32 protein-coding genes and 3 pseudogenes are annotated in these 21815 nt (G+C 39.2%); 33 read left to right on the top strand and 2 right to left on the bottom strand.

Annotated elements, in window-relative coordinates; translation table 11 throughout:
* Window positions 1-221: 221 nt before the first annotated feature.
* From BM007_RS23480 to BM007_RS22035, 32 genes and pseudogenes are all read left to right on the top strand, one after another.
* Window positions 222-407: pseudogene (locus tag BM007_RS23480) on the top strand (RHS repeat-associated core domain-containing protein); the annotation flags it as partial.
* Between the two features lie 390 nt (window positions 408-797).
* Window positions 798-1277, top strand: coding sequence for a hypothetical protein (locus tag BM007_RS22175; protein WP_090421019.1), 480 nt, complete (start codon window positions 798-800; stop codon window positions 1275-1277).
* A gap of 31 nt (window positions 1278-1308) precedes the next feature.
* A pseudogene (locus BM007_RS22170) lies at window positions 1309-1773 on the top strand (type IV secretion protein Rhs); the annotation flags it as partial.
* Window positions 1774-1799: 26 nt separating this feature from the next.
* Window positions 1800-1997 carry a hypothetical protein gene (locus BM007_RS22165; protein ID WP_071994455.1) on the top strand — a complete coding sequence of 66 codons (198 nt, stop codon included), beginning with the start codon at window positions 1800-1802 and terminating at the stop codon, window positions 1995-1997.
* A 91-nt stretch (window positions 1998-2088) separates the two neighbouring features.
* Entirely contained in the window at window positions 2089-2781 is a 693-nt protein-coding gene (locus BM007_RS22160) for an Imm43 family immunity protein (protein ID WP_254780660.1), read from the top strand.
* Window positions 2782-2971: 190 nt separating this feature from the next.
* A complete protein-coding gene (locus tag BM007_RS22155) occupies window positions 2972-3490 on the top strand; it encodes a hypothetical protein (protein WP_224752844.1) in 519 nt (172 codons plus the stop codon).
* Between the two features lie 229 nt (window positions 3491-3719).
* On the top strand, window positions 3720-4040 hold the full coding sequence (locus BM007_RS22150) for a DUF7660 family protein (protein WP_228117518.1): 321 nt from the start codon (window positions 3720-3722) through the stop codon (window positions 4038-4040).
* A 102-nt stretch (window positions 4041-4142) separates the two neighbouring features.
* Window positions 4143-4244, top strand: a complete 102-nt coding sequence (locus tag BM007_RS23475; RefSeq protein WP_080690917.1) for an RHS repeat-associated core domain-containing protein — start codon at window positions 4143-4145, stop codon at window positions 4242-4244.
* Window positions 4245-4325: 81 nt separating this feature from the next.
* Window positions 4326-4643, top strand: a complete 318-nt coding sequence (locus BM007_RS23470; RefSeq protein ID WP_254780659.1) for a hypothetical protein — start codon at window positions 4326-4328, stop codon at window positions 4641-4643.
* 2 nt (window positions 4644-4645) lie between these two features.
* Complete coding sequence (locus BM007_RS23150) at window positions 4646-5095, top strand: hypothetical protein (RefSeq protein ID WP_072050682.1); 450 nt, start codon at window positions 4646-4648, stop codon at window positions 5093-5095.
* 202 nt (window positions 5096-5297) lie between these two features.
* A complete protein-coding gene (locus BM007_RS22140; protein WP_139210940.1) occupies window positions 5298-6086 on the top strand; it encodes a macro domain-containing protein in 789 nt (262 codons plus the stop codon).
* Between the two features lie 87 nt (window positions 6087-6173).
* The gene (locus BM007_RS22135) at window positions 6174-6575 is read left to right on the top strand and encodes a hypothetical protein (RefSeq protein WP_024907040.1); all 402 of its coding nucleotides are present in this window, start codon (window positions 6174-6176) and stop codon (window positions 6573-6575) included.
* Window positions 6576-6654: 79 nt separating this feature from the next.
* Window positions 6655-7853: pseudogene (locus BM007_RS22130) on the top strand (RHS repeat domain-containing protein); the annotation flags it as partial.
* Window positions 7853-8854 (top strand): hypothetical protein, encoded by a 1002-nt coding sequence (locus BM007_RS22125; RefSeq protein ID WP_090421010.1) that lies wholly within the window; start codon window positions 7853-7855, stop codon window positions 8852-8854. The pseudogene BM007_RS22130 and the gene BM007_RS22125, both read left to right, overlap by 1 nt.
* A gap of 256 nt (window positions 8855-9110) precedes the next feature.
* Entirely contained in the window at window positions 9111-9380 is a 270-nt protein-coding gene (locus tag BM007_RS23140) for a hypothetical protein (RefSeq protein ID WP_139210938.1), read from the top strand.
* Window positions 9381-9388: 8 nt separating this feature from the next.
* Window positions 9389-9907: a hypothetical protein gene (locus BM007_RS22120; protein WP_024907047.1), complete on the top strand. Its 519-nt coding sequence runs from the start codon at window positions 9389-9391 to the stop codon at window positions 9905-9907.
* 137 nt (window positions 9908-10044) lie between these two features.
* Window positions 10045-10515: a hypothetical protein gene (locus BM007_RS22115; protein WP_175557814.1), complete on the top strand. Its 471-nt coding sequence runs from the start codon at window positions 10045-10047 to the stop codon at window positions 10513-10515.
* Between the two features lie 92 nt (window positions 10516-10607).
* A complete protein-coding gene (locus BM007_RS22110) occupies window positions 10608-11051 on the top strand; it encodes a DUF6386 family protein (protein ID WP_061714945.1) in 444 nt (147 codons plus the stop codon).
* Window positions 11052-11273: 222 nt separating this feature from the next.
* Window positions 11274-11540 (top strand): hypothetical protein, encoded by a 267-nt coding sequence (locus BM007_RS23250; protein ID WP_061714946.1) that lies wholly within the window; start codon window positions 11274-11276, stop codon window positions 11538-11540.
* Between the two features lie 240 nt (window positions 11541-11780).
* Window positions 11781-12137, top strand: coding sequence for a hypothetical protein (locus BM007_RS22100; RefSeq protein ID WP_073961520.1), 357 nt, complete (start codon window positions 11781-11783; stop codon window positions 12135-12137).
* A gap of 225 nt (window positions 12138-12362) precedes the next feature.
* On the top strand, window positions 12363-12719 hold the full coding sequence (locus tag BM007_RS22095) for an SMI1/KNR4 family protein (protein WP_023292198.1): 357 nt from the start codon (window positions 12363-12365) through the stop codon (window positions 12717-12719).
* Window positions 12720-13271: 552 nt separating this feature from the next.
* A complete protein-coding gene (locus BM007_RS22090; RefSeq protein ID WP_024907053.1) occupies window positions 13272-13703 on the top strand; it encodes an immunity 26/phosphotriesterase HocA family protein in 432 nt (143 codons plus the stop codon).
* 103 nt (window positions 13704-13806) lie between these two features.
* On the top strand, window positions 13807-14289 hold the full coding sequence (locus BM007_RS22085) for an SMI1/KNR4 family protein (RefSeq protein WP_023292200.1): 483 nt from the start codon (window positions 13807-13809) through the stop codon (window positions 14287-14289).
* Between the two features lie 55 nt (window positions 14290-14344).
* Window positions 14345-14581, top strand: a complete 237-nt coding sequence (locus BM007_RS22080; protein WP_254780658.1) for a hypothetical protein — start codon at window positions 14345-14347, stop codon at window positions 14579-14581.
* 722 nt (window positions 14582-15303) lie between these two features.
* Entirely contained in the window at window positions 15304-15786 is a 483-nt protein-coding gene (gene comJ / locus BM007_RS22070; protein ID WP_048990650.1) for a competence protein ComJ, read from the top strand.
* 411 nt (window positions 15787-16197) lie between these two features.
* Window positions 16198-16602 (top strand): hypothetical protein, encoded by a 405-nt coding sequence (locus tag BM007_RS22065; protein ID WP_024907056.1) that lies wholly within the window; start codon window positions 16198-16200, stop codon window positions 16600-16602.
* A 173-nt stretch (window positions 16603-16775) separates the two neighbouring features.
* On the top strand, window positions 16776-17021 hold the full coding sequence (locus BM007_RS22060; RefSeq protein ID WP_024907057.1) for a hypothetical protein: 246 nt from the start codon (window positions 16776-16778) through the stop codon (window positions 17019-17021).
* A 144-nt stretch (window positions 17022-17165) separates the two neighbouring features.
* Window positions 17166-17648 (top strand): hypothetical protein, encoded by a 483-nt coding sequence (locus BM007_RS22055; protein ID WP_024907058.1) that lies wholly within the window; start codon window positions 17166-17168, stop codon window positions 17646-17648.
* A 26-nt stretch (window positions 17649-17674) separates the two neighbouring features.
* Window positions 17675-18151 carry a hypothetical protein gene (locus tag BM007_RS22050; RefSeq protein ID WP_061714950.1) on the top strand — a complete coding sequence of 159 codons (477 nt, stop codon included), beginning with the start codon at window positions 17675-17677 and terminating at the stop codon, window positions 18149-18151.
* A 43-nt stretch (window positions 18152-18194) separates the two neighbouring features.
* The gene (locus BM007_RS22045) at window positions 18195-18575 is read left to right on the top strand and encodes a hypothetical protein (RefSeq protein WP_047958859.1); all 381 of its coding nucleotides are present in this window, start codon (window positions 18195-18197) and stop codon (window positions 18573-18575) included.
* 16 nt (window positions 18576-18591) lie between these two features.
* On the top strand, window positions 18592-18957 hold the full coding sequence (locus BM007_RS22040; protein ID WP_024907060.1) for a hypothetical protein: 366 nt from the start codon (window positions 18592-18594) through the stop codon (window positions 18955-18957).
* Window positions 18958-19056: 99 nt separating this feature from the next.
* A complete protein-coding gene (locus BM007_RS22035) occupies window positions 19057-19350 on the top strand; it encodes a YciI family protein (RefSeq protein ID WP_024907061.1) in 294 nt (97 codons plus the stop codon).
* Between the two features lie 53 nt (window positions 19351-19403).
* Here BM007_RS22035 and ychF read toward each other — a convergent pair whose 3' ends face one another.
* The gene (ychF, locus tag BM007_RS22030) at window positions 19404-20495 is read right to left on the bottom strand and encodes a redox-regulated ATPase YchF (RefSeq protein ID WP_090421008.1); all 1092 of its coding nucleotides are present in this window, start codon (window positions 20493-20495) and stop codon (window positions 19404-19406) included.
* A 126-nt stretch (window positions 20496-20621) separates the two neighbouring features.
* On the bottom strand, window positions 20622-21206 hold the full coding sequence (gene pth / locus BM007_RS22025; RefSeq protein WP_023336005.1) for an aminoacyl-tRNA hydrolase: 585 nt from the start codon (window positions 21204-21206) through the stop codon (window positions 20622-20624).
* Window positions 21207-21480: 274 nt separating this feature from the next.
* Between pth and ychH the strand changes: the two genes are divergently transcribed.
* Window positions 21481-21756, top strand: coding sequence for a stress-induced protein YchH (gene ychH, locus BM007_RS22020; protein ID WP_024907062.1), 276 nt, complete (start codon window positions 21481-21483; stop codon window positions 21754-21756).
* Window positions 21757-21815: the final 59 nt, after the last annotated feature.

Here is a 21815-nt window from a genome sequence, read left to right as displayed (position 1 = left end):
AAAAAACAGATAATTTTTAATAAAAGAACACTATTGGCTGGCTTAATATATTAAAATCAAAGCCCGGGTCACGCAACTGAACGGTATTCGCTGGCGCTATGACATCCACGGCCGTACCGTAGAGAAGGATAACGGCCAGATCCGGCACTACCGGTACGATGGCGAACACCGCCTGGGGCAAGCTGTTGCGGGAGAGCGAGACGCAGGGATCAGGATATTCTCAGAACCTGCGGATGCAGGGGCAATACCTGGACCGTGAGACAGGACTGCACGACAATCTGTTCCGGTATTACGACCCGGACTGCGGACGGTTTACGCAGCAGGACCCGATAGGGCTGGCGGGGGGGATAAACCTTTACCAGTATGCGCCGAATGCGCTGGGGTGGGTGGATCCGTGGGGGTTGAGCCGTAAATGTAAGGATCCATCTAAAGAAGCTACGAGATGGCAAGGTCAAGGTGATTACAAAGTATAGATGTCTACAAAAACAGGAAACTGAAAAAAGGCACGATTCTGTATGCATTATATCCAAACGGTGATACTCCTCCATCATATGCAGTGACTTATCCAACCGTTAGGCAAAATAAAGGAAATGCTATAGGCTACCATGAAGCACTTCAGGTTAAAATAGATCCTCATCGTACATTAAGAACGCAAGTTAGAGCTTATTATGTAAGTGAGGATATTGATGTAGCATATGGAAGAGCATTGGCTAATGAGATATATGGTCGAGGGGGGGGCAATTCTTTATCCCTGAGGAATTTAAAAATCTTTTGATACCGGGGAAGGTCATTAGCATATGATTAATTTTAAAATTAACGTGGTAAATGGTAAGGTTGAGTTAGACAATAAATGTCTTTTAATACAAAGGGAGGAGGAATTTATAACTTCTGATCTTTACAAATATCTTGAATCAGAAAATAAAATGCAGAAATTAATTCCCCATCATTATACAGTTAATACCGTTCTTTGGTCGGGAAAGGAATTCGAGATTATAATACAACCATTATGCTTCAGTAATTTGCCATTTACGGTGCAATTAATTTATAAAGAGGGAGGGTATTATAAGGTAATAAATGATTGGAATAAGGTTTCTAACATTGATATGCTAAATAAAGAAGTCGAATTTTTATATCAATGGGTGTCGGGTGAATATGATCTTGGCAAACCAGATGAAAAAGAAAAACATAGTATAATGTGGCACTTGGAATGGGGTGATATAACTATTTGCTATGATATTAAATCATTTAATTGCGGTATTTATTTAACGTGGAATTAACTATTAAATAAGGTTGTCATATTGTGCTGATAACCCGCTTGAAGGTTCCGCTGATAAGGTCACGCACAACCGCCTGACGCAGCTGAACGGCATTCGCTGGCGTTATGACATCCACGGCCGCACCGTGGAGAAGGATAACGGCCAGACCCGCTGGCACTACCGCTACGACGGCGAACATCGCCTGACGGAAGTCATCAGCCAGCCGCGGGATCGCAACAAACCGCAGACGCAGGTCAGCTTCCGCTACGATCCGCTCGGTCGCCGCATCAGCAAAACGCGCCGCCAGATGCTGGGCGGACAGCCAACCGGTAAGCCAGTTACCACCCGGTTTGTCTGGGAAGGGTTCCGGCTGCTGCAGGAAGTGCACGGGGATGTGCCGCTGACCTACGTTTACAGCGATCATGACAGCTACGACCCGCTGGCGCGTATTGACGGCGTTGATGCCCCGGAGATTTTCTGGTTCCACTTCCAGCCGAACGGCACGCCGGAGCGAATTCTGCTCACCATGTTATACCCGTTGAGGTGTGGAAAGAGGAGCAATCATTCTTCAATAATATTGGCATCGGAAAAGACATGAACTCTGCGTTTAATGGTATTAATTTTCCAGGTAGCGCATCAGCGATGAAACAAGATGCAGGGAAAGGTATGGATATCTTCCATAGCAGTAATTATCATAACTATAGTGACATTCTCCGTCGGCGCATTGCTCGTGTTGAGTAACGATATATTTCTGGAAGATTAGATGCTAAAGGGGCGAGGATAGCTATAAGGCGGATCCAGATTGATATGAAGAATAAAATTTGGATGGGTCATGTTCACACAAAAAAATCAGGGGAATGAATTAATGTCCTATTATGTGATCATGAATGACTTTGAATCATCACGCATGCCAAGAAATTTACAGGGCATGGTTGATGAAAGATTACAGGTTAATGAATACTGGGAAATAGAAGGCTCTGCCTTTCCCTTCCCTTATCGAATTACAGACGATGCATGCCCAGACCATATTTATTTGTTGTGCAATAAAAATGTTGGGGCTTTGAAATTTGACTATTATAAAAAAGACTTTGGACACTTGATGGATAAGTCTTTATTTTCGATTTTTGAAAATTATAAGCACAATGTTTTTTTTGGCCGAGATATTACACCAGTTTCGATTGGGAATGGTCAAGTTCTTCGGGATGATTTTAAATATGCATATTTTCCAGGCGGCGATGTTATAGATAAGGATAAATCTATTCTCGAAGAGGATAAGTTCGGAGATACCATACCTTTTAAAATTGAATTCAAGGATGATGCGCTAGAAAATGATATACTTTCGTTGAACGACACATTGTTAGGTGGTTTTATCATTGTTAAACAAGAGGTCAAGGAAGTTATAGACAGTAAAGGATTCCGGGGGTTGAAACTTGTTCCACTGGAAAATTCTTTAGACGTTTTTTGTGAAGATTATTTCTACGAAATACACTCAAATCGTAAAAGAAAGGGCAATAAACTACCTTAATATTGAAGGGTGTCGTGCCATTATTGATTCTTTGTTTTTCTTTTTTAATGGCGCGAAGAAGTTCTTTGGATTATGAGTACATTTTTCAACTATGGATATGGTAATTTTAAGCGTAGCCAATAATGATAACTCTTAAAGAGGAATAATGCATATAAAAAATACTATCCAAGACTTTGTCAAGAAATTCAAAATGAATGATTTAAATATGGGAGAGATAGACTATGCAGACGATGAAAATGAAACTTCTTTTCCTGTAAATTTAAATGGTGAAATTCGATTTTTTTATAGCCATTTGATTTTAAATGACCACCCAACATTTGATGGTGCATTCATTATACAGATTGTTGAGCCCCAAGAGCTTAATAAAATGTTATCAGGCTGGCGAGTTCAAAATGACACGACCTGGCGCGATGAATATATAATCTTTGCTGAACGAAATGGAGATGTTCTTTTTTGTGATACCCAAAATATCACATCTCCTGTTTATGGTAGTATTCAAAAAAGAAATTTCATTATTTCCAATTCGTTAGCCGACTTTTTGGATGCTTTTTGTTCTGCCATTGAGATCGAACAAAGTAAATATGATGGTGATGCTACAGATGATGATTTTAATTTCAGAGAGGACTTTCTGGAAGATATCGATTTAATGCTAAAAAGCAAGCTTAAGGATGTTGAGGCGGAAGGTTTTAAGCAATTCTTTTTTGGCTAGGTTAATAATAAAAACTAACACTTTTAGAACCCTCCTTACTTCTGACAACATTTTTCGCTTAAAACCACTTTTATATAGGCAAGGAGGTCTCTTTTCGATTGATAATGAATAAGCATATGAAAAACGGTTTCGATAAATTTGATGAAAAAGTTACATCTCTTGTAGAAAAAGGAAACGAGTTCCATTTAAATGGGCCTCACCTAGTGAAGTTGCTGATCAGATGTGGAAAATGACAACAAAAACAGATGGTAAGTCGATTATTTTCAAATTGGGTGATGGAATAAAAAAGTACTGGAGTAATATTGTTATGAATACTAAAGGAATAAATACTAGAGACGATTTTATTAAATTTCTTGAGAATTTATCTTCAAATGCCAGAAATAATCTAAGTGAGTGGGAGAGCAAAGACTTACCCTCATATTTTGAATCGATGGCATCTTGGGTTGAAGATATGGATGGATATTATTTAAATCAAAAATTACCTGTTCCAGAAAATGTTAACTGGACATTTATTGCAGATATTTTAATGGCTGCAAGAGTTTATGAATAATATTCAATAATAATTGGCCGGGAAGAGCATCAAATCTTCCCGGCGTTTTATTATTTAACGTGTTAAAAAGTATGATGGCGTCCGAATCGTTCCGATGACCCGATAGGTTTTAATGGCGGTATAAATACTTACGTTTACGCCACTAATCCGTTGAATTGGGTTGATCCATTAGGATTGAAAGCGAAGTGTGCACCGACTCGATAAAATGACCATAACCAGGCGGCATTTGGTAGGCAGTGGCAAGGAAGAGGGATTTATCAAGGCCGTTATTCTTGGTCAAACACAATGCTTAAAGAAGGCGATATTGTTTATGGTGGAGCACCTGGGCAGTCAGGATTTTATTTCGACAAAGCCACTTTAGAAGCTGCTAGTGGTAGTCGACAAAAATTATGGGAAACTTTACAAGTTCTACCTCATGAAAAATATGGGTTTAGAAGTAAGATTCAGATGTATAGAGTCAAACGAGATGCTATTGCTGGTACGGGACAAGCTTTGTCACCAGATACTGAAATGTTAGGAAGCGGTGGCGGTACCCAATTCTTCCTTTCGAATTATAAAAAAGTTCTGAAACCTATTGGTCTTCCATTTGATATTGGGATGTGAAAATGAATTTTGACGCAGAAACTGGTGTTCTTAAATTTAATAAAAGGGTTCTATTAGGACCAAGAGTTACTAAGACAGAGTTGTTTAATAATACAAATGTAAGGTGGGAGGGGTGGCCTGAAAAAAAAGACAATAAAACAGTCTCATACAGAACTATCCTTAAAGGTGACCATGAGTTCGGAGATATATATCTAATAATTGACTTCTTGGTTCCCAATGATCCTAACTCAATAATTCGTAGTTGGCGCTTCGCCCCAGAAAAATTATTGATGGGAAAACAGAATAGACCCGAAGGGAAAGTCACCCGATGTTTAAGGGAATGGTTCAAAACTAAATCTACTATTGTTCTTCCTGTATCAAGGGAGTGGGGACATGTTGATGCTGCTTATGACCCTCATAACCTAACAGGAACAATTCTCTGCCACTATTGCTTAGACCCTCATGAATTGTAAGTGGAGAACTGGTAAAATATATGATTCAATTGAAGTTACTTATATGACTATATCATAGTGTTTCCAATATAAATTGGACAGTTGCCATCCTAAACGAGAAAATAAAAAGGTATAAGCCATTTTGTTGACATAGATGTTACTGGCCTGGATGTAATTGAACCCCGGAAAAATACATTCTTTATCTTAAACACAAAAGATCTTGATGTCTCCGAAAGAATTGTTAAAAGTGCGAGGAGTTGTGGTTGATGTGAAAAAATACTATAAAGGTAACGTTGATTTTATTGCAGGTGAAGGAATTATTCTCAATGAATTCATAGGGGAGGTGGCCACACGACAAATAAATATTATAGATGGCGATTGTTATGCATCTTCCTCTTTGCTAGATAAAAACGAGAAAGTTGGTTTTCTGCTGTATGATGGTAAAAAAAGCGATCTGGACTTAAGTGATACTGAAGAAATTTCGAATGAGGAATTTGAAACTTTCTGGAAAACATCAACGAGTTCATTGCAAGAAAAAAAACAAATAAAGCTCTTGTCTGGAAATGCTGTGGAACCTTTGAAAAAATCCATAGTTATTGCTCACATTGTGAATAATAAAGGGAAATGGGGTAAAGGCTTTGTTCTGTCTCTTTCAAATAAATATCCTTCTGCAAAGGAATACTATCTCAATAGCTTCAATGGAAATAACACCCCAGAATTAGGTACGGTTGATTTTGTCTCGGTTGATGCTAAAGAACAGATATTTATTGCTAATATGTATGCACAAGATGGTATTAAGAAAAATGTCAATGACAAAAATCAATACGTATGTTATGCATCCCTGGAAGTTTGTCTTGAAAAGTTATCTGACTTTGCTTTAGTAAATCGCCTTTCAGTACAAATGCCAAGAATAGGCGCTGGCCTCGGTGGAGGTGATTGGGATGTTATAGAGTCATTGATACTTAAAAAGATTTGCTATAAGATGATCGATTGCAATGTAATAATTTTATAATATAAAATGATAATTTAATAATGCATTTTATTGAATTCGATTGTTGCTTAGAAAAGGATTTTTAATTAAAATGACAGGCGCTTGAGTATGAAAATATCTATAACAAATACTATTGAAAAAGGAAACGAGTTACACGACAGCCAAAAATACGCCGAGGCTTTAGAACAATACCAAAAGGCCTGGCAAGCTCTTCCTGAACCAAAGTCCGAATCAGAATTTGCCAACTGGATCTCTGCATGCATGTACAGCGCATATTTTGATCTTGCGGATTACGTTGAGGCAAAGAAATGGGGAGAGACGGCTTTACGGACACGTGGATCGGATATAGACACTGCACCGTTAATCGACTTGGGTATGGTCTGTTACGAGTTGAATCAATTCAATGAAGCGTATAAATATTTTAATGATGCTTATAACTACGGCAAAGAGCGTGCTTTTCAGGATAGACCTAAAAAATATCTTGAGTTCTATCTGCGTAAGAAGGCGTAAGAACAGTAATTTATACCATTCAAAACAAATCAAACGTTAAACAAGAAGTTCATTACGTCGCCATCTTTAACGATGTAATCTTTATCGATGGGACAACTTTACCGGCAATGCCCAGCGCCCGTCGCCGCGCCGCTGGTCCCGGCGCCTGGAGTACGATTATCGCAATAACCTGGTGCGGGAAGAACGGGACGATAACCCGTTTAACTGGAACCGCTGGCAGTACGACAGCGCCGGGGCCTGCTCGCTCAGGACGGCTCGCTGCCCGGTCAGGAGCAGTGGCACTGGGATGCGGCTGGTAACCCGTTAGAGGGCGCTGGAAAGAAGACTGCCCATAACCGGGTCACGCAACTGAACGGTATTCAGTGGCGTTATGACATCCACGGCCGTACCGTAGAGAAGGATAACGGCCAGATCCGCTGGCACTACCGGTACGACGGCGAACACCGCCTGACGGAGGTTATCAGCCAGCCGCGGGATCGCAACAGGCCGCAGATGCAGGTCAGCTTCCGCTACGACCCGCTCGGACCACGCATCAGCAAAATGCGACGCCAAATGCAAGGCGGACAGCTAACCGGCAAGCCGGTTTGTCTGGGAAGGGTTCCGTCTGCTGCAGGAGCTGCACGGAGACGTGCCTCTGACCTATGTCTACAGCGACCAGGACAGCTACGACCCGCTGGCGCGAATTGACGGCGTGGAAGCGCCGGAGATTTTCTGGTTCCACTGCCAGCCGAACGGCACGCCGGAGCGGATGACGGATATCGAAGGGCAGGTGCGCTGGGAAGGGGTGAACAGCGCCTGGGGCAAGCTGTTGCGGGAAAGCGAGACGCAGGGATCAGGATATTCCCAGAGCCTGCGGATGCAGGGTCAACACCTGCATTGTGAGATGGTTGCACGACAATCTGTTCCGGTATTACGACCCGGACTGCGGACGGTTTACGCAGAAGGACCCGATAGGGCTGGCGGGGGAGATAAATCTTTACCTGTATGGTGCAAATAGTCTTACGCGAATAGACCTTCTGGGATTAAAACAAGAGGAAGTTATACGCTATACGAGTAAAGATGAAGCGATTGCATCAGCTTCTGAGCGTGGTGGTAAAGGTGGATTGGTCCCAAATAATCGAGGTGATAAAGCCATATGGGTTAATCATGATAGCCGACCAGGATTTAACCCTGGATAAAAATATCCTTCCTCGTTTTAATGATAAAATCACTTCATTCCAGATTGAAAAGAAAGATGCTAAAGGTAATTGGAAGAAATGTGGTAAGAGGATTACGTAATGATTTTTGAAATGTTTATACATAAAATTGAACACTTCACTAATGCGAGAGCAGAGATTGAAAGTTTTGGAAAATATATCTATGTTCAGGATGAACCGGACCTATTCCCCGTTTGTTTTAAAAAAGAAAATGGGAAGCATGTAGAGTTGAGTCGTTGGCAAACTTGCTTTCCTAAAGTTATGTTTCAGCGTGCGTTAAACAAGTTAGGCCTAAGTGAAGATGGTAAGTATGCATTTGAAGTTTTCCTTTCTCGATTAGGTTATCTTTTTCAAATAGATAACCGACAGCGTATAGATAAAGATATCTTTATCTTGTTTTATATCTATCAACTGTTTTCTTTAAAAGATAACGAAGAAGATTACGCTATAAAAGCAAAAAGCTTTTTTTTAAGATTTTTGTGTTTTGAAATGGGCATGGATGATGACTCTTATAATTTGCTATGCATTACTAAAGATGGGATTTGTATAAATACTTCTCAGCATGGTAATGTCTCAATATTGTCTTTGCTTGAGCAATTTTATGTACAATTTGAAAAAAAGAAAAACTTTGAAGATATTAAGTCTATAAAACATTATCAATTATCAGTGCTGAATTTTTTGTTTGTTGCGAACAACGATAGAAGTTACCTGTCTTTTAATGATAAAAACTGCTACCTTTGCGATCCTGATAGTTTTATTAATACTTATGAGAAATCTAAAAAAACAATTTATAGAGCCTTGGAACATTGTTTTGACAAGTATCAATCCACGAAGAATTTACTAATATCAAATTTCATTCTAATGAATTATTCGTATTATATTGTTAGAAATAATTTGGCTGATCTCAAAACTTTAAGAAGACATGTTTCTTCAGATATGTTTAGACAAATAATTTCCTCAATAGTGTACAGAGTTTTTTTTGTGAATGAAGACGAGATATTTAAGGTGGTTGGCAATGAATATGACATCAGCCTTGAAAAAAATGAAGGCCGAATGCTTTTTAATTTAATATATTCGATTTAAGGCATTAATGTTAGATCACTGTCGGGGGGCATTAGGTTTTGAATGTTCAAACCGCTGTAGAGCCCTCGATTCTTGAAGGCCAAACCATGGCAGGACAATAGATTTACGGTTTGCTCGTTGTAAGTTGAAAACTTGGTATCTCTCATACCGTGCCTTGGCGGATGCCTCTATTAATCGTGCGGATTATTTTCTTAACCAGAGGATTCTTTATTGGAAAAAATAATTTGTTATTTCCGCCAAGTATTACGGATAATTCATGTGGGAAAAGGGTCATTTTGTAACTTTTAAAAATATCTACATGAGCGAGGCAAATGTATTATCCTTTAAAGTCCCTAAGCGGATGGCGGATTTAAAAGAAAAAAGTGCAATACCTCAGGTTGGTTATCGTACTAATCCGTTACATCAAGAGGGATTAATTCCAAAGCGTGTGGATCCGACAACGCCAGTTAGATCGTATGAATTACCATCAATATGGGCAGAATGGCTTGACGAAGTAGCGATTCCAGTCTCGGGGAGTGTAAAATAGGTTATTACATGAATATTAATAAAGATGAAGAACTCCTTGTGATAATAAAGAACGAAGGAAGATTTTATTGGTTCGTGGCCTTTAAAGAAATGTGGGTTTTAGACAGAGCAAAATGGGTAGAAGATTTTGTGAGAAGTGGGATGGAAATAAACCTACAGGATATTCATAAGGAAAGATATAACATACCAGTTGTAAATGAAGAAAACGCAAAGATATTCATTGATGGTTTAATTAAAGATGCTTATTTATATAATAAGGATGATATAGCTGAGGAGTTTTATAATAGGCTTTCGCAAAAAACCACCTGGTGGGATATATATGATCTAATGCCAGATTTGTTTATAGACTTTGATAATAAAAGACTATATTCCCAATATGTCGAAAGTATGCATTATCACAAATATGTTCCTGATGATTGGCAAGGTGAACTTGTAGATTTCTGCAGTGATGGATCGTTACCTCAAGATGAAATGTTATGGATAAAAAATGAGACAGATCATAGGAGCATTGTAATCACTAAAGGGTAAAAATATATTTCCAACATATCATTTTTTTTGAGTGTGCAATGGTAGATGCATCATGTTAATCTTTAACCATTGCGCTGAATTGTGAAGGAGATGGAATTTACTATAATCTAATTCTTTTTCCGAATGGATGGGTGTAAATGATTGATTTTAATACTGATATTTTATCAGGGAGAGCGCTAGGTAACGTGTTTTTGGGTGAAAATATAAGTAAATATATGAATGAGTTATATACCGGGTTTAAGGTAAATTACTTTGATTATTTTTTGCCTGATAATGAGAAAAGGCTTGCATATATTGTAGATGACACTATCACAATCGCTACCCTTGAAGATGGAACGATCATTTCGATTGGTTGTAATGTAAGCTATAAGGGGAGGTATAATAACATATTACAACCAGGTCAAACGATGAGGCAAATAATCGACTTGACTAATAAACAACGCATTTTTAATGGTTTCATTATTATAAATGACGACTTTGGTTTTTCATTTGAGTTGCCAGCGCCTTATGATGAAATCGCAGATAGCATTGCACATGTTCCACTGGATCTCGTTCTTAATGAAATCCGTGTAGCTGATTACTCTGACTGGAATCCTCAAAAAATATAACGCTGAAATGTGAGTTGGGATTGATACTACAGATTATAACTTGACATAATAGTGTTTTTAATTATTTCATAAAAGATTAAGTATTGAAAATTATGCATGCAATAATACATTTCCAAACAAATACAGCAACAATTGTGATTTATGATTTAATGTCACTAAAACATAGACTTAACGATGATGTAGATTGGTGGAGCCTTCCAGAAGATGAAGTTGAAGAAATAAATAAAGGTAATGTGTTATTTCTCAATCTTGGAGATGATGGAACCTATAAAGTCCATATTAAAAGAGATGTTGATGAATGTACCGGGTCGCTATTTTTAAACGTACCTTCTGGAAAGGTTTTCATTGGGGCGGGAGAAGATGTCACTGGCGGAGATCTTGAGCCTGACGACTCAGATGCCATTTCAGGTGAGTTTATTACTTTAGAACCTGGTAGTTACGAAGTTAAATATAAAAAGCAAGATTCAAATATTCTAATTTCATTTGCAAAAGCAACGATTACTGAAAACTCATTAGAAGAGGGAGTTTATCTTTGAATGAAAAAATAGAATAATACAAGTAGTTCATCACATAGTCATTTTTAACAATTTTCTTTTTCCTTCTGCACGCACCTTGCTTGCTTTTTTGCACTTTGCTTACTCTTAACCTCCATAATCGGTCATTATACTCGTGACGAATAACCCCAACCTCAGGATAGCCCCCGTAGTTGCTGACCACCCGCAGCGAGTACGACCTCCTCGGGCTTCTGCATCGCCGGGATGTTTTACCCGCCAACGAGCCGCCAGGTGCTGGGCGGACAGCCCGCCGGTAAGCTGGTGACCACCTGGTTTGTCCGGGAAGGGTTCAGCCTGCTGAAGGAACTGCATGGAGACGTGACGCTGACCTACGTCTACACTGATTTGAGAGATATAGTTTTGCGAGGTAACACAGGACTTGATGCTCATCAAGCGGGGCAAAAAGCTACTATGAAAGATCTTGTAGAAGGTTATGACCCTAAAACTGGCCCGTCAATTTTAGTACCTTAAGAAAGCCATACTATATCAAAAGAAGGTGTCGGTATTGTTTCACGAAGAAAATTAATCCTTCAACTGGCTAACCATTTGCTAATGCGAGGGAACTGCTTGCTAGAGACATCTTAGAATTAAGGCGAGTTTATCAAGACATTGCAAACAGCGTTCTTCAGGAATTAATCGCAAAAAATAAAGCAATGTATCCTGAAATGAGAAAATCAAAACCTAAAGGTAAAAGTAATTATAGGAGATAATGTGAATAAAGATGAGTTAGTTGTGAGATCATTACTTGCCGAGCTTTTAGGCGATACGCTAAATTATTATATTGATAATTTATCTGATTTATCCAAGTCAAATGGTGATGAAGATCCTTATTCGCGGGCAAGAAGTGTAATTCATAAACTATCCCCAGAAGAACAGGAGAAAATTTTCAATTTCCTTAGGTTGGTCATTGTAGATACAACTTCTACTGTTCTCGGAACAATCGATGGTTCACGTTTCCCTCCAAATATTGATGGGGATTTTAAACTTGAATATGACGGTGATGAAATACAAGGCTCCTTACAAGATGAATTAATTTCAAGATCTGAAGAGCTTGGTGTTTATAAATAAAGATTCTATCAATCTTTAACCATTGCGCTGAATATATAGAACATTGATAAGAAAAATTGGTTTTTTTATTCCATTTTTTATTATGCAATTAATGGCTGGTTAGTTTCAGGAAAGAAACAATAATTGCCCTTATTAATAATTACAACTAATTCCTCAATAAATGCGAACCTAATGGAGATAATATTTATCTTAATATAGAATTTATTCATTTATAGGTAAGCCGATATGGAAAAGCAAGATTTAATTGATCAGTTAAATGAAGTTGAAAAGATTATACACACGTCTTTACCTTCTGAATATAAGCGCTTTATGATTGAGAACGTCAAAGATAGCTACTCTTATGAAATTCAACGAGCAAATGGTGGCCAGCTTTATGTTTTCAATTGTTTTGACTTGCTTGAAAGAAATAATACATACACAATTCAATCGGTGGAGCCTGACGTTTTATTGATTGGTCAAGATGGTGATTTGGGATACTTTTTGAATTTGCGTAAAGGTACTGATGAGATTTATTCTTTAGATCTTGGAGCGTTAGGAAGTCTGGACATGGATAAAGAAAGTAATAGCATATTTAGGCTATAATGTTTGATTTATTAATCATCTAGTTCAGAACATTGAAAAATCCTCGTCAAATCGTGAATTTTTTTTCAAAACAAATCAAATAGTAAAAAGTAGTTTATCAAATCGCAATTTTTAATGATATAATCTTCCCCTTCCACACCCGCGATCCACCGCTGGTCTCTCTGCCTGGATTACGATTGCCGCAATAACCTGGTGTGGGAAGAGCGGGACGATAACCCTTCACGATGAAAAGAATATTATCTATGGAGGACGTGGGGAAGCTCCAGCTCGTTTGAATAGCCATGCGAATACACCGGGTAAATCACATTTGCAACAGTTGATTATATTTGATAATAATTTGACCAAAGCGGAAATTAAATTCCTGGTACAAAGGATTATGGTTCTTAATGGTGGAGCTAAGTCAGTGATCTCCTTAAAAAATCTCATAAATAAAATCAGATCATTTAGTCCTTATAACCTAAATGCTAGCACATAGGATATTGCGGGTCGTAACAGTGATTGGGGTGGAAAAGTATTGAAAGATGCGTTATCAATTCTGAAAGGTAATAGCTTATGAAAGTAAAATACAAAGAGGGTGACATCTTTGTCATTCCGATGAGTAATGGGAAATTTGCGATTTGCCAGATTGTATTTGCTCCAAAAGAAAAGTTTAAGCAAGCAATAGGTTTCTGCATTTTATCAATACAGAATACGGAGGAGCTTGAAGATAACAGTTCACTGAGACCTTTATCTTTTGAAAAGTTTGGCAAAGAGATGAAGGTTGTTTTCACTGGCAATCAGAATATTAGCAAAGGCATTTGGAAAATTATTGGCCACGCTAATCTGACTGAAGAAAAAAAAGAATTAAAAATATTTAATTATGCTGGCGGCTTATATGATGGGGAGGACGAAATCAGGCGTTTATCTGTTGCTGAATATCCAAATTACACAACAATGGGGGTTTCAGGCTTTGAGCTTGTCGACAATGTTCTGATAAATATTTGATCATCAGGGGAGGCGGGCTTCCTAAGCTAATTTTCATACAGCAACAGCTCATAAATACCTTAAATAAATTCGCGATTTTTTTGATCATCTGGCCAAATAATATATGAATCATTTCAGTAACTGTGAAAAAAAGATTGGACGTGCAGATATTGCTAAAAATGAAGAAGAATTATCTATTATTCTTCCTGATGATTTCATTTCACATTATCTGCAATTTAATGGTGGCACTCCTGAGAAAAGTTGGTGGGCCGATGATGAAGATTTTGAACCAGTAGAGGTGGCTGGGTTTAAACCGTTTATTTATAATAGTCAGACAAATGATGACCCTAGATCTTTAATTGATGGTTGCTATGTCAGCATGTTGGATAGGCAAGTGATCCCAAAAAACCTTTTTCCCTTCGCAAATGATTGGGGAGGGAATTTCTTCTGTCTGGATTTAGATAATTACTCAATTGTATACTTTGCTACAGATTCTTTTGATGAGTATTTGACTATGCAAGAGAATCATATAAAACTTCAAAGATATCTGACAAATTCATTTTCCATCTTTGTTAATGGATTGGTAACAGAAGAAGATCTTTCATAAGAAGCCATTGAATGTTAGCAATATATTCACTACAATTAATAAGGGTAAATGTAAATTGAATAAGATGCCAGATAATTCAATTGTTGTTATTGATGTGGCTGGGACTAGTATAAAAATACGTGTTTTGGGAAGTAGTTTAATTAAAAAAATGCAGGCGATAGGTTTTTCATTAAAAGATGAGTTTATGGTTTTACCTGTAATTGACGAACAGAATAAACAAAGAATAATAAGACTGTTAGTTGACGAAGGTGCTCTTTTTTATTTGGACATGGTTGGTATCCATCTGAAGTAATAGAGTATTATAAAGAACAAAACATCAAATTTGGTAAATATAAAATTATTTACTGGAGTAATAGAAATACATACCATATAGAGGAGAGATAATCCCTCATAAAATAAATTCTGAAGAGCACTAATCAACCATTCAGATAATCTTCAAAGTACAGGAAGAAAAAATACTTTTGTTTTACCGGCTGAAGGCGTTTTTTTACTTAAAATTGAAAAAGTCAAAGGAAGTAAATGTTGTCTGTAGCTTCACAGTTCATACCCTGAATACCACCAGGGTCGTGTTCAACAGCTGCATGCTGAAAATAGAGTTATTAATTACGACAAGATTGATATTTTCTCAGAGGAACTATGATAAATTTGCAATCTTATAATGAAGCATTGGATTTTCTGGAATTATTTTTTCAAAAATATATTCTTGATTATAATTGCCTCCAGGATATGCAATCTATTTTAGAGGGTTGTCGAAAAGAAAAAACGGTTTCTATTCGATCTATAGACTCATGCTTTATGGTATATAGACGAAAGACTCAAGATTATAGAGTCATTGCTCATGAGGAACAGGAGATATGGAGGCAGTTGTTCAATATATGGCAATAAATTTTTATAATCAAAACTGGCAAGAGATGACGGATATCAAAGAGCAGTAATTGTGGTGCATGTTGTAATATTGGTAACATTTTTATCAGAGCAGTCAGGTGTAACGGGAATAAAAATCGAGGTAAGGTAATGAACAATAAAAACATACAAATAGTTAATCTACTGATTTCGCATAGTCAAATATTGTTACGATCCCGAGACTATGATGAGAAACTGAGTCAGTGGGGGAAAGGAAATATTTCACAAGGTGCTGTGCTTCATAAGGATTATGTCATATTTGATCCATTGCCAGATGATGCATTTGGCGCAAACGTGAATATTAAAGTAGAACAATCTTTCAATTTAGATGATAATTCTCAGCGCTGCATCGTTGTGCCATTTTTTGTTACGGAACAACATAAATTACAAGTCGCTTCAGCAACTGAAAAATTTGATTTAAGCTTAGGATTAAATGATAAAACTTATTCACTGTTTTATGAAGTTTGTGAAGGAGATGAAATTTATTATAATTTCACGCTCGTACCGACAAAAGAAACTGTTGCAGCTAAGTTTTTGCTAGACGATCCCTGGGGTGGAATAAAAAATCATCCTCTTAAAGAAGGTGTTTTTTAAATTTAAAGCTAACCAAAGAAGATTAATTTATAAAGAATCAGACGTAAAGAAGGCGATCATTATGTCGCCATCTTTAACGATGCAATTTTTCCCTTCCGCACGCAGGGCTGTTGAGCGCATGCGATGAATTCTACCGTCTCGATCGCTCATTGCCGCGTATTGACGGCGATGATGCACCGGCAGGGTTGCACGACAATCAGTTTCGGTATTTTTTGAACTGGCCGATTACTCTGAGGTACAGAAATGAAGAGAGATGACAGCGCGGTCGCGTGGATCAGATATAGACACTGCACTTTCAATAGACTCCTTTACAAGGTGACTCGTGGTCGTGGGAGTCTTCTTTTGACGCATGAAGGAACATGAAATCATTCTGAAAGGACTTCTAAGAGGCTACGTTGAGGCGAATTTACCATGATAAATGATGATGACCTTATTGAGTATGCGCGAGAAAAAATTCCGGATGAATATAGTTCTTCTCTAAATAAAAAGAATAATCTTCAATGTGCATCATTTATAAACAATACTCAAGATGAGTTGCGAATAATGAAAGCGCATAAAAATAATACAAAACTTACAGGGTTGAAGGTAGAAGGTCTTGATGAATTAATTATTGCTCTTGAAAACTATGATGAAGAAACTGTCTTAGTAATTAATATCCTAACTAAGTCATTTTCCTTTAAAATTTATTCAGATAAAAACAATGCTCTACTGGGTGTTATAATCCTAAAATTAAAAAAGAAAACCAACGAAGAAATTCGATTTGGGCGAGATGTTCTTGGCATTACGACTCCTCCTCCTGACATAGAAAATGATTAGTTTTTATTGCTTAAACTGGTGTACAAACCAACCAGAATCTCCATGCGTAGCGTTCCAGTATCAATTAACGCTTGCATACATGACTCCTTTGTTAAATGGAAACACTGTTTTAGGCGCAACCAAAAGTTGGATGTACTAAAATAAATCGAAATAAGAGCTCAGAGAAGCCTGTCATGAATTACGATTCATATAACGAAGTACTCGATTACCTCATTGTTTTTTTCAACGAAAGAGTGAATTCATCAATTTATTTAGAAAAAATAATGACTTTGATTGAAGGATCTCGCTCTGAAAAAACGGTGATGATAAGAGCTATTTATGAAACATACATGCAGTATGTAAAACAAAATAAAGATGGCATAAAAGTTATCGCTGGGGAAAAAGAAATGTGGATTGACTTATTGCACCATTGGCAATAAGACTTTATTGCTATGTGGATATTATTGTAAATGTTATAACAAATGTGATTTTACACGGAAAATTATCGTCATATAGTTGTTATCATATTAAGTCGACTATATCATTAAGATCTTGTTAGACAGTCAAAAGTAAAGCAGGGGAACATGATTGAATTCAATTTAAATCCGATTACCGGTGATCTGACATTTGATGATCTTCCTTTGGGAATTGATACTGAAGAAGGATTTTGTAAGAGTGGATTATACCACGAATTAAACAAGCGAAAAGCTGTAAATAAAACCATGCCGAATCACTACCTTGTTGACTCAGTAGCGTTTTTCGACAAAGAATTTCAAGTTACTATACGCCCGTTGTGCTATGGTTTTCCTTTTATGCTTCATCTTGTTGATAAAAACAGTCAGTATTATAACGCATTAAATGACTGGAATGCGCGAGCTAATATTCACATGCTAAATGAATCAGTGAAAAGCTTATCTGATTGGCTAAAAGAATCACTCAATCTGGACACGCCTGATACCACGGAAACAGACATGATTAGGTGGCGCTTTGAATGGGGGCGGGTTTCTGTCTCATATGAGATAAAATCATTTAATCACGGGATATATTTAACCTGGAATATAATGTAGTCACTTCCAGACAAGGTGGTTTAGATATGTTAGAAATGAATTTTGATGTTAATAGTGGCTTTGTGGCTATTAACAATTACCCCCTCGAGTTAAAGGATGTTGAGACTTTTAAAAACTCCGAATTTTACATGTTATTCTCTCCGTTGAATACAATAGGCTCTTATTATTTCTCTATTGATAATATCGATTGGAAAGATCAAACTTTCATATTAGAACTGAGGCCTTCTGTGTTTTCTTTTTCTCCTTGCATATTCCTTACCAGTAAGAATGGGAATTTTTATAAAACTTTATGGGATTGGGATAAAAGAGCCAATTTGCGTAATTTATCTGAAGAAGAACAGCGCTTGACAGCATGGGTTGATAGTGAAATAACCTCACGCCCTAAACTTAAAATTAGTACGCCTCCATACGGAACTCAGTGGCATCATGAGTGGGGAAGCATTATTGTACAGTCTAATGAGAAAAGCTTCGACTGTGGAATTTATATCGAATGGAATGTTTGACTGAATGACATTATTGATTAATAAAATTAAAAGGTTATAGAAAATGAGAATAACTAATCGACTGAAAAAGAAGGTACTAGTCCTGGATGGCATAGATAATGACTTTTTAGATTCTGGCGCAGAAATAGCATGCCCTGAATGCGAGGGAGTAATAATCTATTCTATCGTAAACTCATATGAATTTGACTCGCTCTCTGAAGAGGTGAAAGATTTTTTTGTTAAGAAAATGAGAGGTGTGAAGTTTGTTAGTGAACATAAGAAGTATATCTACGATGAAAGCCAATTATATGTTTCGAAAAACACTTGTTCAAAGTGTGTAAAGGAATTTTCTACTGTATTAACGTATAAAGAAGTGCAGCCAGCACGATACCGGGTATATCTTGTGGGGCTTTTTGAAGGTGATTTGAAACAGATCAAACTTTAAAAGTTGAGGTTTACCGATGATTGAAAATCTCATTTGTATTAAAGAAAATGACCTGCTTCAGTGGGCGTGTGCTGAACGTAACATACGGGTTAGGATGCCATTTTTAGACTCTGCAATGGTCGACTCAACACGCCAGTTAGTCTTTGCGTTAAGCGAACCAAAGCCATTACCAACTATTTTGACCATCTTCAGTGCTCAGGGCGAAAAACTATTCTGGTCTGCACCTCCTGAAGGCGCTATTTTCTATTACTTAACTTTCAACCAGTCAAAGGAAGTAATTGTGGCCTGTAGCTATGTGGTAAAGCAAAACGGCTGGCATGACTGGTTCTATTCGTGGAATAGGAAGAATAACGCGTTGTCTCGATCGGGCCCTGCATATTAAGATCAAATGTGCCCAAAATGATAACGATACCCGATGGCAACAGAGGAACTGCATAAACAATTCCAACAAACGGCTAAAAACACAGCTGAGAGGCAAAGGATGAGCACGGTTTATATTGTCATTTTAACCTATATCAAACCACTCGAAGAGATTGACGCAGCAATACCTGCGCATGTCGAGTGGCTAAAAAAAGGGTATGCAGAGGGAATTTTCCTCGCATCCGGAAAACGGGTGCCGAGAATCGGTGGGGTCATTCTCGCGAAATGTGAGAGTCTTGCCTCTCTTGAAGAGCGATTACGCGAGGATCCTTTTCAGAGGTTAAAGCTCGCGACGGCTGAAATCATTCCTTTTGAACCCAGCATGAAAACAGAACTCTTAGACAATGTCTTTTGACCCCGCAATAAAAAAACCACGCCAGGGCGTGGTTTTTTTTCATTCAAGACGACTCAGACGTTGAACAGGAAGTTCATCACATCGCCATCTTTAACGATGTATTCTTTCCCTTCCGCACGCATCTTGCCGGCTTCCTTCGCGCCTTGCTCACCCTTGTAGGTGATGAAATCTTCAAACGCGATGGTCTGCGCACGAATAAAGCCTTTCTCGAAGTCGGTGTGGATTTTACCCGCAGCCTGAGGCGCAGTTGCACCCACTGGAATGGTCCAGGCACGCACTTCTTTCACGCCAGCGGTGAAGTAGGTCTGCAGGTTGAGCAGGGCATAACCAGCACGGATAACGCGATTCAGCCCGGGCTCTTCCAGGCCCAGTTCTGCCATAAACTCATCACGCTCTTCGTCATCCAGTTCGGCGATATCGGCTTCTACTGCGGCACAAACCGGAACCACGACAGAACCTTCTTTCTCGGCGATAGCACGCACCTGATCGAGGTACGGGTTATTTTCAAAACCGTCTTCGTTCACGTTGGCAATGTACATGGTTGGCTTCAGCGTCAGGAAGCTCAGGTAGCGGATGAGCTCTTTCTCGTCTTTGCTCAGATCCAGAGAACGCAGCATGCCCGCGTTTTCCAGCTGTGGCAGACATTTTTCCAGCACCGCCAACTCGGCTTTGGAATCTTTATCGCCACCTTTGGCTTTCTTGGAGATACGGTGGATCGCACGCTCGCAGGTATCAAGATCCGACAGCGCCAGCTCGGTGTTGATGACATCAATATCTTCAGCCGGGTTTACTTTACCCGCTACGTGAATGATGTTGTCGTTCTCGAAGCAGCGTACAACGTGGCCGATTGCTTCGGTCTCACGGATGTTGGTCAGGAACTGGTTACCCAGGCCTTCACCTTTGGATGCGCCTTTTACCAGGCCCGCGATGTCCACGAACTCCATGGTGGTCGGCAGAATACGCTGCGGCTTCACGATTTCCGCGAGCTGATCCAGGCGCGGGTCAGGCATTGGCACCACGCCAGTGTTAGGTTCGATGGTACAGAACGGGAAGTTCGCCGCTTCGATACCCGCTTTGGTAAGCGCGTTAAACAGGGTGGATTTGCCCACGTTTGGCAGACCGACGATACCGCATTTGAATCCCATTTCTAAATCACCTTAATATCTTGATAATCAATCCGTTAACGATAACCGATTGATGAAAAGTAAATAACTACGCCTATTATACACGTAACCCGCATCACGCGCGGTAAAAAAGCCGTACTGGATGGATTATTGCGCTTTAAAAGCGTGCAAGCGGTTTGTCGCTTTGGTTAAGCCATCTTTCAGCCAGATTTCGGTGCAGCGCGCCGCTTCGTCTACCGCCTCGTCTATCAGTTTCTGCTCTGAAACCGGGGGCTTACCTAGCACAAAACCGACAACTTTGTTTTTATCGCCCGGATGGCCGATTCCCACGCGCAAACGGTGGAAATTCGGGTTATTGCCCAGCTTGCTGATGATGTCTTTAAGACCGTTGTGGCCGCCGTGCCCGCCGCCCAGTTTGAATTTTGCTACGCCAGGCGGGAGATCCAGCTCATCGTGAGCCACCAGAATTTCATCCGGGTTGATGCGATAAAACGTTGCCATTGCCGCCACGGCTTTACCGCTCAGGTTCATAAAGGTGGTAGGCACCAGTAAACGAACATCCGCGCCAGCAAGGTTGATACGTGAGGTATATCCGAAGAATTTAGGTTCTTCACGCAGGGGAGCACGTAACCGCTCGGCCAGCAGATCGACATACCATGCCCCGGCATTGTGGCGGGTAGCCGCATATTCTGCGCCCGGGTTGGCGAGGCCGACAATCAGTTTAATCGTCACGATTCAATTCCTAATGGGTTCCAGATCTGGCGCGTAGTTTACTGTCTGGCGCGCCGCTTGACAAAATTCTGCGATCGTCGAAGCGAAATACGAATAATTTCTGATTTGAACAATTAGAATTTCAAGCTGTTCAAAGTGTTATTTGTAAACTTTTGTTTGGGAGTTATCTGTAATTGTGATCATTCACGCAACTCATAAAAGGGGCGTTGTCTATACTTTACACACAAGGATTAGGGGCTTTTCCCCTGACAACCCAAAGTTCCGGAGGTGACACATGAAACGCAAAAACGCTTCGTTACTCGGTAACGTGCTGATGGGGTTGGGGCTGTTCGTGATGGTAGCCGGCGTGGGTTATTCAATTTTAAACCAGCTGCCGCAGCTTGATCTCCCGCAATACTTTGCGCATGGCGCGATATTGAGCATCTTCATTGGTGCAGTGTTGTGGCTGGCGGGAGCACGCGTGAGTGGCCATGAGGAAGTGTGTGACAAATACTGGTGGGTGCGTCACTACGACAAACGCTGTCGTCGCGATCAGCATAAGCACAGCTGACGCTACGTTAAAGAATACCGAAACGGCTCCTGAGGGAGTCGTTTTTTTTGCATCAAGGG

The sequence above is a fragment of the Enterobacter sp. NFIX59 genome (genome assembly GCF_900113755.1).
Taxonomy (GTDB): Bacteria; Pseudomonadota; Gammaproteobacteria; order Enterobacterales; family Enterobacteriaceae; genus Enterobacter; species Enterobacter pseudoroggenkampii.
This window is presented reverse-complemented; position numbering and strand designations above follow the sequence as displayed.

What these genes read in the sequence shown, in the direction of transcription:
- BM007_RS22175 (WP_090421019.1), top strand. Translation starts at nt 798, where the DNA reads ATGATTAATTTTAAAATTAACGTGGTAAATGGTAAGGTTGAGTTAGAC.
- BM007_RS22160 (WP_254780660.1), top strand. Translation starts at nt 2,089, where the DNA reads ATGTTCACACAAAAAAATCAGGGGAATGAATTAATGTCCTATTATGTG.
- BM007_RS22155 (WP_224752844.1), top strand. Translation starts at nt 2,972, where the DNA reads ATGAATGATTTAAATATGGGAGAGATAGACTATGCAGACGATGAAAAT.
- BM007_RS22150 (WP_228117518.1), top strand. Translation starts at nt 3,720, where the DNA reads ATGACAACAAAAACAGATGGTAAGTCGATTATTTTCAAATTGGGTGAT.
- BM007_RS23470 (WP_254780659.1), top strand. Translation starts at nt 4,326, where the DNA reads ATGCTTAAAGAAGGCGATATTGTTTATGGTGGAGCACCTGGGCAGTCA.
- BM007_RS23150 (WP_072050682.1), top strand. Translation starts at nt 4,646, where the DNA reads ATGAATTTTGACGCAGAAACTGGTGTTCTTAAATTTAATAAAAGGGTT.
- BM007_RS22140 (WP_139210940.1), top strand. Translation starts at nt 5,298, where the DNA reads ATGTCTCCGAAAGAATTGTTAAAAGTGCGAGGAGTTGTGGTTGATGTG.
- BM007_RS22135 (WP_024907040.1), top strand. Translation starts at nt 6,174, where the DNA reads ATGAAAATATCTATAACAAATACTATTGAAAAAGGAAACGAGTTACAC.
- BM007_RS22125 (WP_090421010.1), top strand. Translation starts at nt 7,853, where the DNA reads ATGATTTTTGAAATGTTTATACATAAAATTGAACACTTCACTAATGCG.
- BM007_RS23140 (WP_139210938.1), top strand. Translation starts at nt 9,111, where the DNA reads ATGTGGGAAAAGGGTCATTTTGTAACTTTTAAAAATATCTACATGAGC.
- BM007_RS22120 (WP_024907047.1), top strand. Translation starts at nt 9,389, where the DNA reads ATGAATATTAATAAAGATGAAGAACTCCTTGTGATAATAAAGAACGAA.
- BM007_RS22115 (WP_175557814.1), top strand. Translation starts at nt 10,045, where the DNA reads ATGATTGATTTTAATACTGATATTTTATCAGGGAGAGCGCTAGGTAAC.
- BM007_RS22110 (WP_061714945.1), top strand. Translation starts at nt 10,608, where the DNA reads ATGCATGCAATAATACATTTCCAAACAAATACAGCAACAATTGTGATT.
- BM007_RS23250 (WP_061714946.1), top strand. Translation starts at nt 11,274, where the DNA reads ATGTTTTACCCGCCAACGAGCCGCCAGGTGCTGGGCGGACAGCCCGCC.
- BM007_RS22095 (WP_023292198.1), top strand. Translation starts at nt 12,363, where the DNA reads ATGGAAAAGCAAGATTTAATTGATCAGTTAAATGAAGTTGAAAAGATT.
- BM007_RS22090 (WP_024907053.1), top strand. Translation starts at nt 13,272, where the DNA reads ATGAAAGTAAAATACAAAGAGGGTGACATCTTTGTCATTCCGATGAGT.
- BM007_RS22085 (WP_023292200.1), top strand. Translation starts at nt 13,807, where the DNA reads ATGAATCATTTCAGTAACTGTGAAAAAAAGATTGGACGTGCAGATATT.
- comJ (WP_048990650.1), top strand. Translation starts at nt 15,304, where the DNA reads ATGAACAATAAAAACATACAAATAGTTAATCTACTGATTTCGCATAGT.
- BM007_RS22065 (WP_024907056.1), top strand. Translation starts at nt 16,198, where the DNA reads ATGATAAATGATGATGACCTTATTGAGTATGCGCGAGAAAAAATTCCG.
- BM007_RS22060 (WP_024907057.1), top strand. Translation starts at nt 16,776, where the DNA reads ATGAATTACGATTCATATAACGAAGTACTCGATTACCTCATTGTTTTT.
- BM007_RS22055 (WP_024907058.1), top strand. Translation starts at nt 17,166, where the DNA reads ATGATTGAATTCAATTTAAATCCGATTACCGGTGATCTGACATTTGAT.
- BM007_RS22050 (WP_061714950.1), top strand. Translation starts at nt 17,675, where the DNA reads ATGTTAGAAATGAATTTTGATGTTAATAGTGGCTTTGTGGCTATTAAC.
- BM007_RS22045 (WP_047958859.1), top strand. Translation starts at nt 18,195, where the DNA reads ATGAGAATAACTAATCGACTGAAAAAGAAGGTACTAGTCCTGGATGGC.
- BM007_RS22040 (WP_024907060.1), top strand. Translation starts at nt 18,592, where the DNA reads ATGATTGAAAATCTCATTTGTATTAAAGAAAATGACCTGCTTCAGTGG.
- BM007_RS22035 (WP_024907061.1), top strand. Translation starts at nt 19,057, where the DNA reads ATGAGCACGGTTTATATTGTCATTTTAACCTATATCAAACCACTCGAA.
- ychF (WP_090421008.1), bottom strand. Translation starts at nt 20,495, where the DNA reads ATGGGATTCAAATGCGGTATCGTCGGTCTGCCAAACGTGGGCAAATCC.
- ychH (WP_024907062.1), top strand. Translation starts at nt 21,481, where the DNA reads ATGAAACGCAAAAACGCTTCGTTACTCGGTAACGTGCTGATGGGGTTG.